The sequence below is a fragment of the Mesorhizobium sp. M6A.T.Ce.TU.002.03.1.1 genome (genome assembly GCF_003997275.1).
Classification (GTDB): Bacteria; Pseudomonadota; Alphaproteobacteria; order Rhizobiales; family Rhizobiaceae; genus Mesorhizobium; species Mesorhizobium mediterraneum.
In genome coordinates, this window is the sequence record NZ_RZTI01000030.1 from 1 (window position 1) to 14,510 (window position 14,510).

A 14,510-nucleotide genomic window follows, 5' to 3' on the forward strand; every position below is an offset into this window, starting at 1 on the left:
GGCCTGCCTGAACCGCCGGCAGCGCCATATCGGCGGCGCGCCATGCCGCCTTCAGTCCGGCCTGGTCGCCGTCGAAGCACAGCACCGGCTCGCCGGCCATGCGCCACAGGAGCTCGAGCTGATTTTCGGTCAGCGCGGTGCCGAGTGGCGCCACGACATTTTCGAAACCGGCCTGCGCCAGCGCGATCACGTCCATATAGCCTTCGACGGCGATGACCGTGCCGCCCTTGGCCAGCGCCCCCTTTGCCAGCGCTTGGCGCGCACGGGCGAAATTGTAGAGCACATTGCCCTTGTGGAAGAGCTCGGTGTCGGGTGAATTCATGTATTTGGCGAGCGCATCGGCTGCCAGCGCCCGCCCGCCAAAGGCGATTATCTTGCCTCTGGAATCCGGAATCGGGAACATAATGCGGTCGCGGAACCAATCGTAGGAAACCGGAACGTCGTCGCCATGGCGCACCAGCCCGCATGCCTCGATGTCGGCCTTGGGCACGCCCTTGGCGGCAAGATGCTCCTTCAGCGCGTTGCGGCTGTCCGGCGCATAGCCGAGCCGGAACGATTGCTGCGTCGCCGGCGTCAGCCCTCGGTCGCGCAGATAGGCGCGGGCTTTTGCGCCTTCCGGTCCCTGCAGCCGCTCCTGGAAGAAAGCGGTCGCCATCTCCATGACATCGGTCAGGCTGGCGCGTTCCTTTTCGCGCCGCTCCTCCTGAGCATCGCGAACCGGCATCGGCACGCCGGCCAAGTCGGCGATCTTCTCGACCGCTTCAGGAAAGCTCATTCCGTCGAGTTCAGTCAGGAACTTGAAATGGTCGCCCGAAACCGAGCAGCCGAAGCAATGGTAGCGGCCCTTCTTGTCCTCGCAATGGAAGGACGGGCTCTTCTCGCCATGAAAGGGACAGCACGCCCAATAATCGCCGCGCGGCGCGTTGGTCTTCTTCCTGTCCCACGCCACGCGCTGGCCGATCACCGATGAAATCGGCACGCGGTCGCGTATCTCGTCGAGGAAGGCAGGTGGAAAGCGCATCGGGAACGGCTCGTTTGCCCTCCATATAATCACGCCGGCGAAGCCCGACGACTCCTAATGCGCAACCATACCCGGTTTTCACAGGGCACAAAGAAGGCGGCCTCTGCGGGCCGCCTTCTTTCCTATTCCGGCAAAGTGCCGGTCGACCTTTTGACGGTTAATGCGTGGCGATCGCGCCGAAGATGATGCCGGAGACGACGCTGACCAAGAGATAGTCGTTGCCGACGCGGATCCATTCCTGGCCACGGCCAGGACGACGCAGGCCATAGTGGCGATAGTCGCGGATCGGCTGGTGGCGCTTCCAGCTGGAATATTTCTGGCCGTTGCGCCAATGGTTCCTCTTCACGACGACTTTCTTCTTCACCACGACGCGCTTCTTCACGTCGACATGCTTGTCCGACGTCTTCCAGTCAACCTGGCTGTAGGTCGACTGCGGTGCATTCGGCGCGTTCAGCGGCGATGCCTGGCCCTGCAGGGACGTGGCAGCCAGCATCGAGAGGGCGACTGCGGAAAGAACGATGCGTTTCATGACTGGGTACTCCTTGGTTGTCGATGCCTGAGGAATAGAGCCCGAAGAATGAACCGGAACTGAACGTTCAGATTACGTTTTCGTAATGATTTCTTATATTTAGACTACCTAATTCAACACCCTGCTCAAACTGGATCTGAAGGTGTCGCCTGCTCTTGACCGCGCGGCCGTCCGCAAGCCGGCCGGCAATGCAACCATTTTGCGATCCATCCATTTCCGACACGCCCTGTCGCGCGCCAACAGCCACCCGAATTGGGCAAAATTTATTATCCGGCTAAAAGTAATCGGAGTAGTATCAACCCTTGCAATGTCCTTGATTCGCACCCTCTTTTGCCCCTTTGCCATCACGATGCCCGCATCGCTGGCGCGTCGGATTGCGAGCCTGATATGAGCGGCTCTGTCGTTTTGCTGCATCTTGCCGGCGCGGTAGCGCTGATGCTGTTTGCCACCCGCCTGGTGAAGACAGGTGTCGAGCGCGCCTATGGCGATCTGCTGCGCCACAAGCTGCGCGCCACCATGCGCAATCCTTTCATGGCGGTTCTGGCCGGCTGCGGCTTGGCGATCGCGCTGCAAAGCTCCACCGCCGTCACCTTGCTGGTCGGCTCCTTCGCCGGCGCCGGCATCGTCAGCGGCATGTCGGGCCAGCTTGCCGTGCGCGGCGCCGAGATCGGCTCGGCGCTGGTGGTCAAGCTGCTCACCTTCGATCTTTCGCTGCTGGTGCCGATCTGCCTTGTCGCAGGCACCGTCATGTTCATGGCCACCGAGCGCCGCGACTGGCGCCAGTTCGGCCGTATCCTGGTCGGCATCGGGCTTTTGGTATTGTCGCTGGAGATGATCGGCCAGGCGTCGGAGCCGCTGCGCCAGAGCACGCTCATGCCGGTTATCGTCGACTACTTCTCCGGCGACCCGGTCACCGCCTATCTCCTGGCGGCGCTGGTCACCTGGCTGTTCCATTCCTCGATCGCCGCCGTCCTGCTGATGGTGACGCTGGCCGGCCGCGGCTTCATCCCGCCCGAACTCGGCATCGTGCTGGTGCTCGGCGTCAATCTCGGCTCGTCGATCATCGCGCCGCTGCTCACCCGCAACGCGGAACCGGGTGTGCGTGTCGTTCCGATCGGCAATCTCCTGATGCGCGGCATGGGCTCTCTGGCCATGCTGATCCTGTTCCTGTGGTCGAAGCCGCCGGTTGCCTTTCTCGGCGCCACCGTGCCCGACCAGATCGTCAACGCGCATATCCTCTTCAACATCCTGATCCTGGTTGCCGGCCTGCCCCTGGCCGGTCTCGTCTACCGCGCTTCGGAAAAGATCGTGGCGCTCGGCACCAAACCGGCGCCGGCCGACGCGCTCGACGTCGTCGAGCTGTCCGCGCTCAACGACAGCGCCCTGGACGTGCCAAGCCAAGCGCTGGCCAACGCCACCCGTGAAGTGGTGCGGGTCTGCGAGACGGTCGAGATCATGTTGAAGCGCATCATCGAGCTCTATGAGAGCGCCGACGCCGACAAGATCAAGGCGCTGGCGGCGCTCGACGACCGCGTCGACAAGAAGCACGCAGCGATAAAGCTCTATCTGGCCAAGGTCACCAAGAACCCGATGAGCGAGGACGAGGCGCTGCGCTGCCAGGAGTTGATCGGCGCCTGCGTCAAGCTCGAACAGGTCGGCGACATCATCGTGCGCAACATGCTGGTGCATGTCAGGAAGAAGCTCGAGCGCGGACTGGAATTCACGCCCGAGGGCTGGCGCGAGCTTAGCGCCTTCCACGCTTCGGTGCTCGCCAACGCACGGCTTGCCTTCAACGTGCTGGTCTCGCGCGATCCCGAGACCGCCCGCCAGCTGGTGCTGGAAAAGGACCGGCTGCGCGAACGCGAGAAGGAGACCAGCGCCAGCCATTTCGTGCGGCTGCGCGACGGCACCGCCAAGAGCGTCGAGACCAGTTCCATCCATCTCGACACCATCCGCGACTTGAAGCAGATCAACTCGCTGCTCGCCTCGATGGCCTATCCCGTGCTCGAGGAGCGCGGCCTGCTCACCGGCTCGCGGCTGAAGGCCGGATAGGCGTTGACGCTGTTTCCTCTCTCCCTTGTTGTTGGGAGACGAAAAACCGCCGCAACCGCCCCCGATCAAGAAAACCTTAAGCGGCGTCGACAATTTCTGGATTGCCCGCGGCTTTCGTTCGTGATTTGAGGCCATCTCATCCAAGGATCGCCTTCCCGCGCCATGCTTCCCCTCATCGCCCTGTTCATCGCCGCATTCGCGTTCGGCACCACCGAGTTCGTCATCGCAGGCGTGCTGCCGCAGGTTGCGGATGGCCTTGGCGTTTCCATCCCGACTGCCGGCTACCTCGTCTCGGGCTACGCCGGCGGCATCGCGATCGGCGGACCGCTGCTGACGCTCGCCACCAAGGCGATTTCCCGCAAGGCCTTGCTGCTTGGCCTTGCCGCAGCCTTCACCATCGGCCAGGCCGCTTGCGCACTTGCACCCGACTTCGCCTCCATGTTGCTGTTGCGGATTGCGGTGGCCGTGGCGCACGGCGCCTATTTCGGCGTCGCGATGGTGGTGGCGGTCGGCCTGGTCCGCCAGGACCAGCGTGGAATGGCCGTTGCGCTCATCCTGTCGGGCCTGACGGTCTCCAATGTCATCGGCGTGCCGGCCGGCACGGCGATCGGCAATGTCTGGGGGTGGCGCGCGACGTTCTGGGTGATGTGCGCGCTTGGCATGGTATCCATCGCAGCAATCACCGCCCTGCTGCCGCGCAAGACGGGTTCGTCGCGCCAGTCCGTCAGCTTCGGCAGCGAGGTACGCGTGCTCGCACGCCAGCAGGTCTGGACATCGCTGATCCTCATGCTGATGCTGATGATCGGCCAGTTCGGCCTGTTCACCTACATCACACCGACGCTGTTTGAAATCACTGGCCTCGATGAGGACCTGGTGCCCTGGGTGCTCCTGCTCAACGGGGTCGGCGCGACGATCGGCGTCTTTCTTGGCGGGCGGCTCGCCGACTGGAAACTAATGCCGTCGCTCATCACCATGCTTTTCATGCAGGCGGTGACACTTGCCGTCATTTACGCCGTCAGCCCTTACCCGGTGCCGATGGTGGTGGCGATCATTATCTGGGGCGGTCTCAGCTTTGCCATCGGCACGCCGATCCAGACCCGTATCCTGACCTGGACGGCGGATGCCTCCAACCTCGCCTCATCGCTCATCCCGGCCGGCTTCAATGTCGGCATCGCGCTGGCCGCCTCGCTCGGCGCCGCCATGCTCAATGCCGGCTATGGCTATCGCAGCCTGCCGGTGGTTGGCGCCATGGCCATGCTGGTCGCTGTGGTAGTCGCATTTGCCTCGCATATCCAGGAGTGGCGCAGCAGTGCGACACCGCCTCTGCCGGCCGCAGCCGAATAGGCGGCGCCACGCCTCGTAGACGACAGACGTGCCTCGTCAGTTCGTCTCTTTCAGCACGTCGATGAAGGCGCGCAGGGCCGGCGGCACGAGGCGATGACCGGGATAGTAGAGGAATAGGCCGGGAATCGCCGGACACCAATCCTCCAACAGACTGACGAGCGCTCCCTGTTCGATGTAAGATTGAGCAGATTTGTCGGAGATATAAGCGACACCCAAACCAGCGACCGCTGCCTCAGCCATCAGTTCCATATGGTCGAGCGTAAGCACGCCCGGGACATCGATGGAGATTTCCTGGCCGTGTTTCTCGAATTCCCAGCGGTAGGGCTTGCCACTCGGCAGGCGGAATCGGATGCAGGTGTGATTCCTCAGGTCGTCCGGCACCCGAGGAATTTTGCGGGTGGCGAGATAGGTCGGCGAGGCGACGGCAATGAAGCGCGTCGCCCCACCGAAGCGTACCGCAACCATGTCCTGTGGCACGGCCTCGCCAAGGCGGATGCCTGCGTCGAAGCCTTCGGCTACAATATCGACCAGCCTTCCCTCGGTAACGAGGTCGAGCGAAACTTGTGGGTAGCGCGCAAGAAAAGCTGGCACAGTGGATTTAAGCAGCATTCGGGCTGCGATCTCGCTGGAATTGATCCGCAGCGTACCTGCTGGGAGGCTGCGGAAGTTGTCCACCTCCGCAAGGGCCGCGTCTATGTCCCGCAACAGCGGCTGCAGGCGCGCGACGAGCCGTGCGCCGGCCTCTGTCGGTGCCACGCTGCGCGTGGTGCGATTGAGCAGGCGCACGCCCATGTCCCGTTCTAACGCCCGCATCATGTGACTGAGCGTCGAGGGCGATAGTCCGAGATCGTCCGCCGCCTTGCGAAAGCTGCGGTGGGAGACAATTGCCGCAAGCGCGGTCAGCTCGGGAAGCCCGGGTCCACTCATGGGAAATGTTCATCAGCTCGTGCAAGATTGGGTGGATAGTACCATGAATTGGAAGGAATATCTTGCGTGGAGATAGCCGCGATCACGCGGCTTGGCGAATAAGGACTTCTCCCATGACCAAGATTTCTCCCGCGACCAGGACCTGGTTCATCACCGGTACCTCCTCTGGCTTCGGGCGGCTCCTGACGGAAACGCTTCTGGCCCGCGGCGACCGGGTGGCCGCGACCGTGCGCAAGCCGGAGGCGCTTGCCGGCCTGAAGGCAGATTACGGCGATCGCCTTTGGATCGCCTCGCTTGACGTAACCGACACCGAGGCAATGCGCCGGACGATCGACAAGGCTTTTCACGATCTGGGCCGCATCGATGTCATTGTCAGCAATGCGGGCTATGGCCTGTTTGGCGCGGCGGAAGAATTGGACGACGACCAGATCCGCCATCTGATCGATACCAACCTCATCGGCTCGATCCAGCTCATCCGCGCCGTTCTCCCGCATCTAAGAAAACAGGGCGGCGGCCGGATTCTGCAAATCTCCTCGGAAGGCGGACAGATGGCTTATCCTGGTTTCAGCCTCTATCACGCCACCAAATGGGGCATCGAAGGCTTTGTCGAATCCGTTCGACAGGAGGTGGCGCCGTTTGACATCACCTTCACGATCGTCGAGCCCGGGCCGACGCGGACAAACTTTGCGGCCGGTTTGGTTAGTGCCAAGCCTACGGGCGCCTATGTGAATACGCCGGTCGGTGACCTGCGCGGGGCTTTTGCCGAAGGCTCCTTCGAGGTAAAGGGCGATGCGCAGAAGATGGTCGAAGCGATGGTAGCCTCAGTCGAACAGAACCTCGCTCCCCCGCGGTTGACGTTCGGCGCCGCCGCCTATGCCTCGATCAGCAGCGCGCTCCAGGGCAGGCTCGCCGAACTCGAAGCCCAGAGGGATACTGCATTGTCGATGGATTTCGACAGCTGACGGATGAGGTCAGGTTGACTTGCCAACGCTGCGGCAGCGTTGGCTGAAAACCTGCGGACCAGATTTTACAAATCGATCCGGTAGCGCAGGCTTTCGGCACCGCCATAGGCAGCGTCCTCGAAGAAACGCCCGACGAGCCGGCCGCCATTGGCCAGCACCACCTTCTGCGAGGCGAGATTACCCGGCTTGGCGGTGATCTCGACGAAGGGCAGGCCGAGCGCCCTCGCCTCGCCGAGCATCAGCCGCAGCGCCTCGGTCGCATAGCCGCACCGCCGCTTCCACGGCACCACCGCATAGCCGATATGGCCGAGCACATGCGGCGGCAGCTCGGCGGTGCCGCGTTGCCAGCGAAAGCCGATCGAGCCAGCGACTTCGCCGTCCCAGATCCAGCGCCGGAACCCCGGCAGGCGTGGCACTTTCGTCCCATCGGGCAAGGTGATCGGACCAGCCCTGGCCTCGGGGTCGTCGAAACCGGCGAGGAAAGCCACCGGATCCTTTTCGATGGCCGCAAGCTGCTCGCGCACCGCCTCCATCAGCCGCACATTGTCCGGCGACCAGCCGCGCTCAAGGGCGGCCTTGTAGGACGGCAGATGTTCAAGCGCCGGTTTGACGAGTTCGATCATGACGTGCGACCGATCCGCTGGGCGTCCCCAGTCATCCAAGTCGATTCCCTGGCAAAAGGATAGACCGCTTGCCGCCGGCACGCATCCGTGCCGTTCGCCTCCGCGATGTCCGCCTGTGGGGAAGAACCTGTGGGCTTATGGGTTTGGGCAGAGATCGATAGGATTCGGAAGTTGATCTTCAGGGGCGGCTTTCTAAAATCAAGTATAATCGATGGGTCTACCACTGGAGTGAACACAATGGCCGGCAACACGTCTGAGAAGTCGGCGAAGGCCGCCGAGCGGGTCGCGACGAAGCCGACCCTCCTCTCGGGCGGCAACCCTCAGATCCCGAAGGGCTACGGCGATGCTCCCGTGCAGGCCTACATCGCGGCCATGCCGGGGTGGAAAAGCGATGTGGGGCGGCGCCTCGACGCGATCATCGTGCGCACCGTCCCCGGCGTGCACAAGGCAGTCAAATGGAACTCGCCTTTTTACGGCATCGAGGGCCAGGGCTGGTTTCTGTCGTTCCATGTCTTTACCCGCTACGTTAAAGTGACCTTCTTCCGGGGCACGTCGCTGCGCCCTGTTCCTCCCGGCGAGTCCAAGCACAAGGAAGTGCGCTACCTCGACGTCTATGAGGACCAACTCGACGAAGCTCAGTTCGCCGCTTGGGTGAAGCAAGCCAGCCAATTGCCCGGCGAACAACTGTGAGATGCGAGTTAGCCAAGGGCGTCCGCAAGCACCTCATTCAAGCGTGCGAACGCGGCGGTCTCGTCTGGCGCATGGGCCGGATTAACCTCTGTGATGGTCAGACCGCGCCATTGCGGCAGGGCGGCCAACTGCTTTAGCACGAAGGCGGCTTGCTCCAATTTGAGACCGTCGCAACGGCGCACATTCTCAGCAATCGGAAAATCGACAAAGGAGAGTACATCGACATCGAAGTGGATCAGCACGCAGTCAAAGCTCGCCGCCCATTCGGCCGCGCGCGACGCCGCCTCGATATCATTCAAAGCTTCCTCACGCGATATAACCTTGATCGCGTTATCTCTGATCGTCGCGGCTTCGGGCGGAGTGATGTTCTCGACGCCGAAATAGAGGAGCTGCTGAGGCACGAGCATCGGACGGGTCGGGCCGAGCCTGACGAGCGAAGGCTCGCATCCGGTAATATTGAGCAGATGAGCGACACCTGTCCAGTCCAAGGCGCCGTCGCTCGTGTCGGGTGTGTTGAGATCGACGTCGAAGTCTATGTAGACAAGCCCAATCCGCGCGCCGGCGGCGTTTGCTCCGGCGACCGTTCCCAGCTCCACAGTACAATCGCCGCCTAAAACAAGCACGTCTTCCTGCGCTGCGATCGCCGTCGCCACGTTGCTTGCGACCAAGTCACAGGCGTGGCGCACGGCCTCCAGGTTCATAGCCTGCGGCCGCGAGGGATCCGGTCGCCATCGGAACGATGCAACATCACCATGATCCCTGATGGTTCGGCCTCGGCTCACGAGCGCCTCTGCAAGCCCATGTCGCCGAAAGGCCGCGGGGGCTTGTTCCTGCCCCGGCGAACGCTGGTGGCGGCGCCGATAATGTTCAACAAACGCGCTGCCAAATCGAAGCTCCAATTTCGGATGATCCTCGTTGCAAAACGTGTCCGGAGGGAGGAAGGTTCCTCCTCGACGTGGGAGTTTGTCGCCCGGCATTGGCACGAGGCCAACAGGCCGGGCGCTTCGCGCCGGAATGGCAAACGGCTCGCCGCATCGATACCGTCGTGAGACGGCCAGACGCCGAACGTGCACAAAGCCACTGGGACCAATCATGACCAAAGCGACAACGGCCATGAAGAAGAGCGGCTCGAAGGAAGGAGAAGGAGGAGACACTCCCTCTCAGTTGATAGATGCGAGAATCAACGAGCTGAGCGATTGGCGGGGCGAGATGCTCGCTCGGGTCCGAACCCTGATCAAGCAGGCCGACCCCGAGGTGGTCGAGGAGTGGAAGTGGAGAGGGGTTCCGGTGTGGGAGCACGCCGGAATAATCTGCACCGGTGAGACGTACAAGAATGTCGTGAAGATGACCTTCGCCAAGGGCGCCTCATTGGAGGACCCTGCCGGCCTCTTCAACTCCAGCCTCGAAGGCAACACCAGACGCGCCGTCGATATCCACGAGGGCGACAAGGTCGATGAAGAGGCGTTGAAGGCGCTCATACGCGCCGCCGTGGCACTGAACATGTCGGTGCGAGCTACTGCCCGCTCTCAGAAGAAACCGAAGAGCGCTTGAGGCTGCAGCGGGAAATCCCTACTGCAGCAGTCCCTTGACCATGCCGCTCGCCTTGGAGAAATCCATCTGGCCGGCGTACTTCTCCTTGAGCACGGCCATCACCTTGCCCATGTCCTTGACGCCGCTGGCGCCGGTCTCGGCGATGGCGGCGCGGATCGCCGTTTCGGTCTCGGCCTGGCCCAGTTGCATCGGCAGGAAGTCTCGGATGATGGCCATCTCGTCGCGCTCCTGCGCGGCAAGCTCCGGCCGCTTGCCGTCGTCGAACGCCTTGGCCGACTCCTCGCGCTGCTTTACCATCTTGGCCAATATCTGCAGGATCTCGTCATCGCTGGCCGGCTCCTTGCCGGCGCCGCGATTGGCGATGTCGCGATCGTGAATGGCCGCCTGGATCAGCCGCAAGGTCGGCAGCCGGCGCTTGTCCTGCGCCTTCATCGCGCTCTTCAGGGATTCGGCGATTTTGCCGCGCATGGTGCTTTCTCCTTCGATCCGGCGCGGACAATACCCTTGCCCAAAGCCCAAGGCAAATTCGGTACTGACCGGCAACTGCCTGATATCGTTCAATGAAATAAATCCATGCCGTTCGGCATAGCCTCATTGACCGTTCTGGCGCCTTATCCTATGTACTGGGCCTTGCATGAACTGAATTTTTGTTACGCGCGCTGGCTGCGAAATCGCCGCTGCGCGCGGTTTGCTGCGCAGAGTGGTCCGCCGGACCGATTGAAAGGCGCAGCCTTTTAGGAGTGCCGCCATGGCAATGATGACCGCCGCGTCGACCCCCCCTTGGGCCACCGAGAAGCCGACCGCCTTGCTGGTGCTGGCCGACGGCACCGTCATCGAGGGCCGCGGCCTTGGCGCTACCGGCTCCGCCGTCGCCGAGGTTTGCTTCAACACTGCGCTGACGGGCTATCAGGAAATCCTCACCGACCCGTCCTATGCCGGCCAGATCGTCACCTTCACCTTTCCGCATATCGGCAATATCGGCACCAATGACGAGGACATCGAGGATCTCAACCCGGTTGCCCGCGCCGGCGCCGTCGGCGCCGTGTTCAAGGCCGACGTCACCAATCCGTCCAGCTATCGCGCCGCAGCCGGTCTCGACCAATGGCTGAAGAAACGCGGCATCGTAGCACTTTCGGGCATCGACACCCGTGCGCTGACCGCGCTGATCCGCGAAAAGGGCATGCCCAACGCCGTCATCGCGCACGCGCCCGACGGCATATTCGACATCGACGATCTGAAGCGCCGCGCCGCCGCCTGGTCCGGCCTGATCGGGCTTGACTTGGCCAAGGACGTCACTTCCGGCCAGTCCTCGGTCTGGCGCGAGACGCCCTGGGTCTGGGATGAGGGCTTTGGCGAACAGATCGATCCGTCCATGCATGTCGTCGCCATCGACTACGGCGTCAAGCGCAACATATTGCGCCTGCTTGCTGGCCTTGGCGCCAAGGTCACCGTGGTGCCGGCCAACACCGGTGCCGAGGATATCCTCGCCATGCGGCCCGACGGCATCTTTCTCTCCAACGGTCCTGGTGATCCGGAAGCTACGGGCGACTACGCCGTTCCGGTGATCCAGGAACTGCTGAAGACAGACATCCCGGTCTTCGGCATCTGCCTCGGCCACCAGATGCTGGCGCTGGCGCTGGGCGGCAAAACCGCCAAAATGCATCAGGGCCATCACGGCGCCAACCATCCGGTCAAGGATCACACCACCGGCAAGGTCGAGATCGTCTCGATGAATCACGGCTTTGCCGTCGATGCCGATTCGTTGCCGAGCGGCGTCGAAGAGACCCATGTCTCGCTGTTCGACGGCTCGAACTGCGGCATCACTCTGACAGGAAGGCCGGTGTTCTCGGTCCAGCATCATCCCGAAGCCTCGCCCGGCCCGCAGGATTCGCACTATCTGTTCCGCCGCTTCGTCAATCTCATCCGCGAAAAGCGCGGCGAGGAATTGCTGGCGGAGCGGGCCTGATTCAAGTTCACACCGTCGCCGTCGTGACGTCCCTCACCGCGCGCGGCTTCTCGACCCTGAGCACGAATGCGATCAGCGACAAGGCAAGAAAAATGCCGCCGAGCACAAAGGGCGCGCCGCCGAACACCACCGGCGCGCTCGGCCCGGTGAACCAGGCGAAGATTCCGGTATAAAGCAGCGGCGTGATGATGCTGGTGATCGAAAACACGCTTGTCATCGCCCCTTGCAATTCGCCTTGCGCGGAGGGCGGCACCTTGGCCGCCGCCAGGCTCCGCAGCGGCGGGTCGGCCAGCGCCTCGAGGCAGGTCGCCACGATCACCGCATAAATCATCCAGCCCTTCCATGCCGCGGCATAGCCGAAGGCGGCGAGCGCGGTAAAAGCAAGACCGATGGCGGCGGTCCGCCATTCGCCGAGCCGTGGAATGACGCGCGGCAGGACAAAACCCATCACCAGTGCCCCGCCAAGACCGAAGACGCCGAGCGAGAGGCCGATCTGCTGTTCGCTCCAGCCATAGCGGTAACTGCCGACGAACGACCACACGGCAGGGTACATCATGTGGCCGAGCGTCATCAGGAAGAACACCAGCCCGATCCAGCCGATGCCATGATAGTTGCGCATCTGCTTCAGGGCGCCGAGAGGATTGGCGCGGCGCCACTCGAATCGCCGCCGGTGGTGCTGCTCCAGCGTTTCCGGCAGGAAGAACCAGCCGACGATGAAGTTGATGAGTGCAAGCCCCGCCGCGCCCCAGAACGGCACGCGCGGCCCGAATTCGCCTAGCAACCCGCCCAGCACCGGGCCGATGATGAACCCGACACCGAAAGCGATGCCAAGCAGGCCGAAATTCTTCGCCCTGTTCTCGTCGGTGCTGACATCGGCGATGAAAGCGGAGGCGGTCGAGTAGCTGGCGCCGCTGATGCCGGCCAGCACCCGGCCGATGAACAGGACCGAATAGGACCAGGCGACCGCGCAGATCAGATTGTCGATGGCGAAGGTCAGCACCGAGGCCAGCAGGATCGGGCGGCGCCCGAAGCGGTCGCTGAGATTGCCGACCAGCGGCGCGAACAGGAACTGCATGGCCGCATAGACGAAGAACAGCCAGCCGCCCTCGATCGCCGCTTCGCTGACGCCAACGCCGGTCAGTTCCTGCAGATAGGCCGGCAGCACCGGCATGATGATGCCGATACCGGTAATGTCGAGCAACAGCGTGGTGAAAACAAGCGCAAGCCCCCGCTTGGCGGTTTTGGCTTCGATCATGACGATATCGACTCCTGGAGCCGCCTCGGAGCAAAAGCGGAGCGGCTCGTTATAGGTGAGGCAGCCGCACAGAACAATAAGGGAACGCGCCAGGAATTTTGATCCTGACATCAACTGTCGACATGAGTGCGGCCTGCATCACCGCCCGCGCTTCAACGGTCGCTTCAACAAGAAAGCCCGAATGCCCTCAGATGGGGGTGTTGAACGTGTCGCAATCCGAAAGCTTGCCGCTCTTGTAGCCGCGCGCCAGCCAGGTCTGCCGCTGCTGCGACGTGCCATGGTTGAAGCTTTCCGGAATGACATAACCCTGCATCTTCTTCTGCATCGTGTCGTCGCCGATCTGCTGGGCGGCGTTCAGCGCCTCTTCCATATCACCCTGTTCCAGGATGCCTTTTTGCCCGGTGAAATGCGCCCAGACGCCGGCGAAGCAATCGGCCTGAAGCTCGACCTGCACCGACATATGGTTGGCTTGGGCCTCGCCCATCTGCTGGCGCATCTGGTTGAACTTGGGCAGAATGCCGGTGAGGTTCTGCACGTGGTGGCCGACTTCATGCGCGATCACATAGGCCTGGGCGAAATCGCCCGAAGCGCCGAACTGCCGGTCAAGCTGCTGGAAGAAAGTGGTGTCGAGATAGACCTTGTGGTCGCCGGGACAGTAGAACGGACCGGCGGCCGAAGAGGCAAAGCCGCAGGCCGAGCGGATCTGTCCGCTGAACAGAACCAGCTTCGGATCCTCGTAGGTCAGGCCGTTGGCCTGGAAAATGCCGCTCCAGGTATCCTCGGTCTCGGCCAGGACCGTCGAGACGAACTGCTTCATCTCGTCGGAGGCCGGCGCACCTGTGCCCTGCGCGCCGCTGTTGTCGGTGATCTGGCCGCCACCGCCCGGCAGCAGACCGCCGTCGCCGCCGGCCAGGATCTGCAGCGGGTCGATGCCGAAGGCCTTCAGCCCGAAATAGAGGACCACGAGAATGACGATGGTCGACAATGACATTCCGCCGCCGGAGCGGCCGCCGATCGGGATACGGAACCGGCCGGGCCCGCCGCCAGGCAGGCCGCCACCGCTCTGGCTGCGTTCGTCCTGGACATTATCACTCTGACGACGACCCTTCCAGAGCATGGCAACTCCCCGTGGTGCAAATTCCGGTTGATCGGTCTTATCTCGGCCGATCAGACCCAATAACAATTATCCCAACGGTTGCACCAAGTCACAGCATTTTTCGCAAAGGCACCGGCTCCGCAGCGCTGCAGCAGCCAAGGCTGGCGGATCGCAACATCGTGGGTCTTGGCGTCAAGCGTAACCGTGAGACGCAGCTCCGGCATCGTGCTCGTGTACAGGTCCATGCCAGCACCGTCGCCATGCTCCCTGCTGCTGCTCGCCGCCTCCCGGCGGTTACGCTCAGATCTTCTGCTTGGTACCCGTGCTCTTGCCGTCCGAGCTTTTCGAGCGCTCCTCGAAGCGGGCCGCACTCTTTTTGAGCGGGCGACCGGTATCCGCTTCCGTCTTGCGCTCGTCCTTCGCCGCAGCTTGCTTCAATCCCTTGGCCGCTTGCTTGCCCTTCGGTGTCGGTGCCTGTTCAACGCCCATCGTAT

Annotated in this window: 15 protein-coding genes; 6 read left to right on the top strand and 9 right to left on the bottom strand. The window is 62.7% G+C overall.

Annotation, left to right across the window (positions count from 1 at the left end; genetic code table 11):
* Both dnaG and EOC93_RS12060 read right to left on the bottom strand, forming a co-directional pair.
* The coding region (dnaG, locus tag EOC93_RS12055; protein WP_127204715.1) for a DNA primase at nt 1–1,021 on the bottom strand (1,021 nt) is incomplete at its 3' end.
* A 157-nt stretch (nt 1,022–1,178) separates the two neighbouring features.
* Nucleotides 1,179–1,550: an RcnB family protein gene (locus EOC93_RS12060; RefSeq protein WP_095488941.1), complete on the bottom strand. Its 372-nt coding sequence runs from the start codon at nt 1,548–1,550 to the stop codon at nt 1,179–1,181.
* Between the two features lie 387 nt (nt 1,551–1,937).
* Between EOC93_RS12060 and EOC93_RS12065 the strand changes: the two genes are divergently transcribed.
* Together EOC93_RS12065 and EOC93_RS12070 are read left to right on the top strand one after the other, a co-directional pair.
* On the top strand, nt 1,938–3,602 hold the full coding sequence (locus tag EOC93_RS12065; protein WP_095488939.1) for a Na/Pi cotransporter family protein: 1,665 nt from the start codon (nt 1,938–1,940) through the stop codon (nt 3,600–3,602).
* A gap of 162 nt (nt 3,603–3,764) precedes the next feature.
* Nucleotides 3,765–4,946 carry an MFS transporter gene (locus EOC93_RS12070; protein ID WP_095488938.1) on the top strand — a complete coding sequence of 394 codons (1,182 nt, stop codon included), beginning with the start codon at nt 3,765–3,767 and terminating at the stop codon, nt 4,944–4,946.
* Between the two features lie 36 nt (nt 4,947–4,982).
* Here the strand turns inward: EOC93_RS12070 and EOC93_RS12075 are convergent, their stop codons facing one another.
* Nucleotides 4,983–5,873 carry a LysR family transcriptional regulator gene (locus tag EOC93_RS12075; protein ID WP_095488937.1) on the bottom strand — a complete coding sequence of 297 codons (891 nt, stop codon included), beginning with the start codon at nt 5,871–5,873 and terminating at the stop codon, nt 4,983–4,985.
* 113 nt (nt 5,874–5,986) lie between these two features.
* Here EOC93_RS12075 and EOC93_RS12080 point away from each other — a divergent pair, with 113 nt between their 5' ends.
* Nucleotides 5,987–6,835, top strand: coding sequence for an SDR family oxidoreductase (locus EOC93_RS12080; RefSeq protein ID WP_095488936.1), 849 nt, complete (start codon nt 5,987–5,989; stop codon nt 6,833–6,835).
* Between the two features lie 65 nt (nt 6,836–6,900).
* Here EOC93_RS12080 and EOC93_RS12085 read toward each other — a convergent pair whose 3' ends face one another.
* The gene (locus EOC93_RS12085; RefSeq protein ID WP_095488935.1) at nt 6,901–7,458 is read right to left on the bottom strand and encodes a GNAT family N-acetyltransferase; all 558 of its coding nucleotides are present in this window, start codon (nt 7,456–7,458) and stop codon (nt 6,901–6,903) included.
* A 237-nt stretch (nt 7,459–7,695) separates the two neighbouring features.
* Between EOC93_RS12085 and EOC93_RS12090 the strand changes: the two genes are divergently transcribed.
* On the top strand, nt 7,696–8,148 hold the full coding sequence (locus EOC93_RS12090; protein ID WP_095488934.1) for a DUF1801 domain-containing protein: 453 nt from the start codon (nt 7,696–7,698) through the stop codon (nt 8,146–8,148).
* A gap of 8 nt (nt 8,149–8,156) precedes the next feature.
* On the opposite strand, the gene EOC93_RS12095 is transcribed toward EOC93_RS12090, so the two are convergent.
* On the bottom strand, nt 8,157–9,263 hold the full coding sequence (locus tag EOC93_RS12095) for an arginase family protein (protein WP_127204716.1): 1,107 nt from the start codon (nt 9,261–9,263) through the stop codon (nt 8,157–8,159).
* Between EOC93_RS12095 and EOC93_RS12100 the strand changes: the two genes are divergently transcribed.
* Nucleotides 9,241–9,699, top strand: a complete 459-nt coding sequence (locus tag EOC93_RS12100) for a DUF1801 domain-containing protein (protein ID WP_095488932.1) — start codon at nt 9,241–9,243, stop codon at nt 9,697–9,699. The genes EOC93_RS12095 and EOC93_RS12100 overlap by 23 nt on opposite strands.
* Before the next feature lie 18 nt (nt 9,700–9,717).
* Here EOC93_RS12100 and EOC93_RS12105 read toward each other — a convergent pair whose 3' ends face one another.
* The gene (locus EOC93_RS12105; protein WP_127204717.1) at nt 9,718–10,167 is read right to left on the bottom strand and encodes a GatB/YqeY domain-containing protein; all 450 of its coding nucleotides are present in this window, start codon (nt 10,165–10,167) and stop codon (nt 9,718–9,720) included.
* Between the two features lie 280 nt (nt 10,168–10,447).
* On the opposite strand from EOC93_RS12105, the gene carA reads away from it, so the two are divergent.
* Nucleotides 10,448–11,665, top strand: coding sequence for a glutamine-hydrolyzing carbamoyl-phosphate synthase small subunit (gene carA / locus EOC93_RS12110; RefSeq protein ID WP_127204718.1), 1,218 nt, complete (start codon nt 10,448–10,450; stop codon nt 11,663–11,665).
* A gap of 7 nt (nt 11,666–11,672) precedes the next feature.
* On the opposite strand, the gene EOC93_RS12115 is transcribed toward carA, so the two are convergent.
* The 3 genes from EOC93_RS12115 to EOC93_RS12125 form a co-directional block, all read right to left on the bottom strand.
* Nucleotides 11,673–12,920 (bottom strand): TCR/Tet family MFS transporter, encoded by a 1,248-nt coding sequence (locus EOC93_RS12115; RefSeq protein ID WP_127204719.1) that lies wholly within the window; start codon nt 12,918–12,920, stop codon nt 11,673–11,675.
* 187 nt (nt 12,921–13,107) lie between these two features.
* Nucleotides 13,108–14,037 (bottom strand): neutral zinc metallopeptidase, encoded by a 930-nt coding sequence (locus EOC93_RS12120; RefSeq protein ID WP_127204720.1) that lies wholly within the window; start codon nt 14,035–14,037, stop codon nt 13,108–13,110.
* A gap of 279 nt (nt 14,038–14,316) precedes the next feature.
* Nucleotides 14,317–14,505, bottom strand: coding sequence for a hypothetical protein (locus EOC93_RS12125; protein WP_126105347.1), 189 nt, complete (start codon nt 14,503–14,505; stop codon nt 14,317–14,319).
* Nucleotides 14,506–14,510 lie beyond the last annotated feature (5 nt).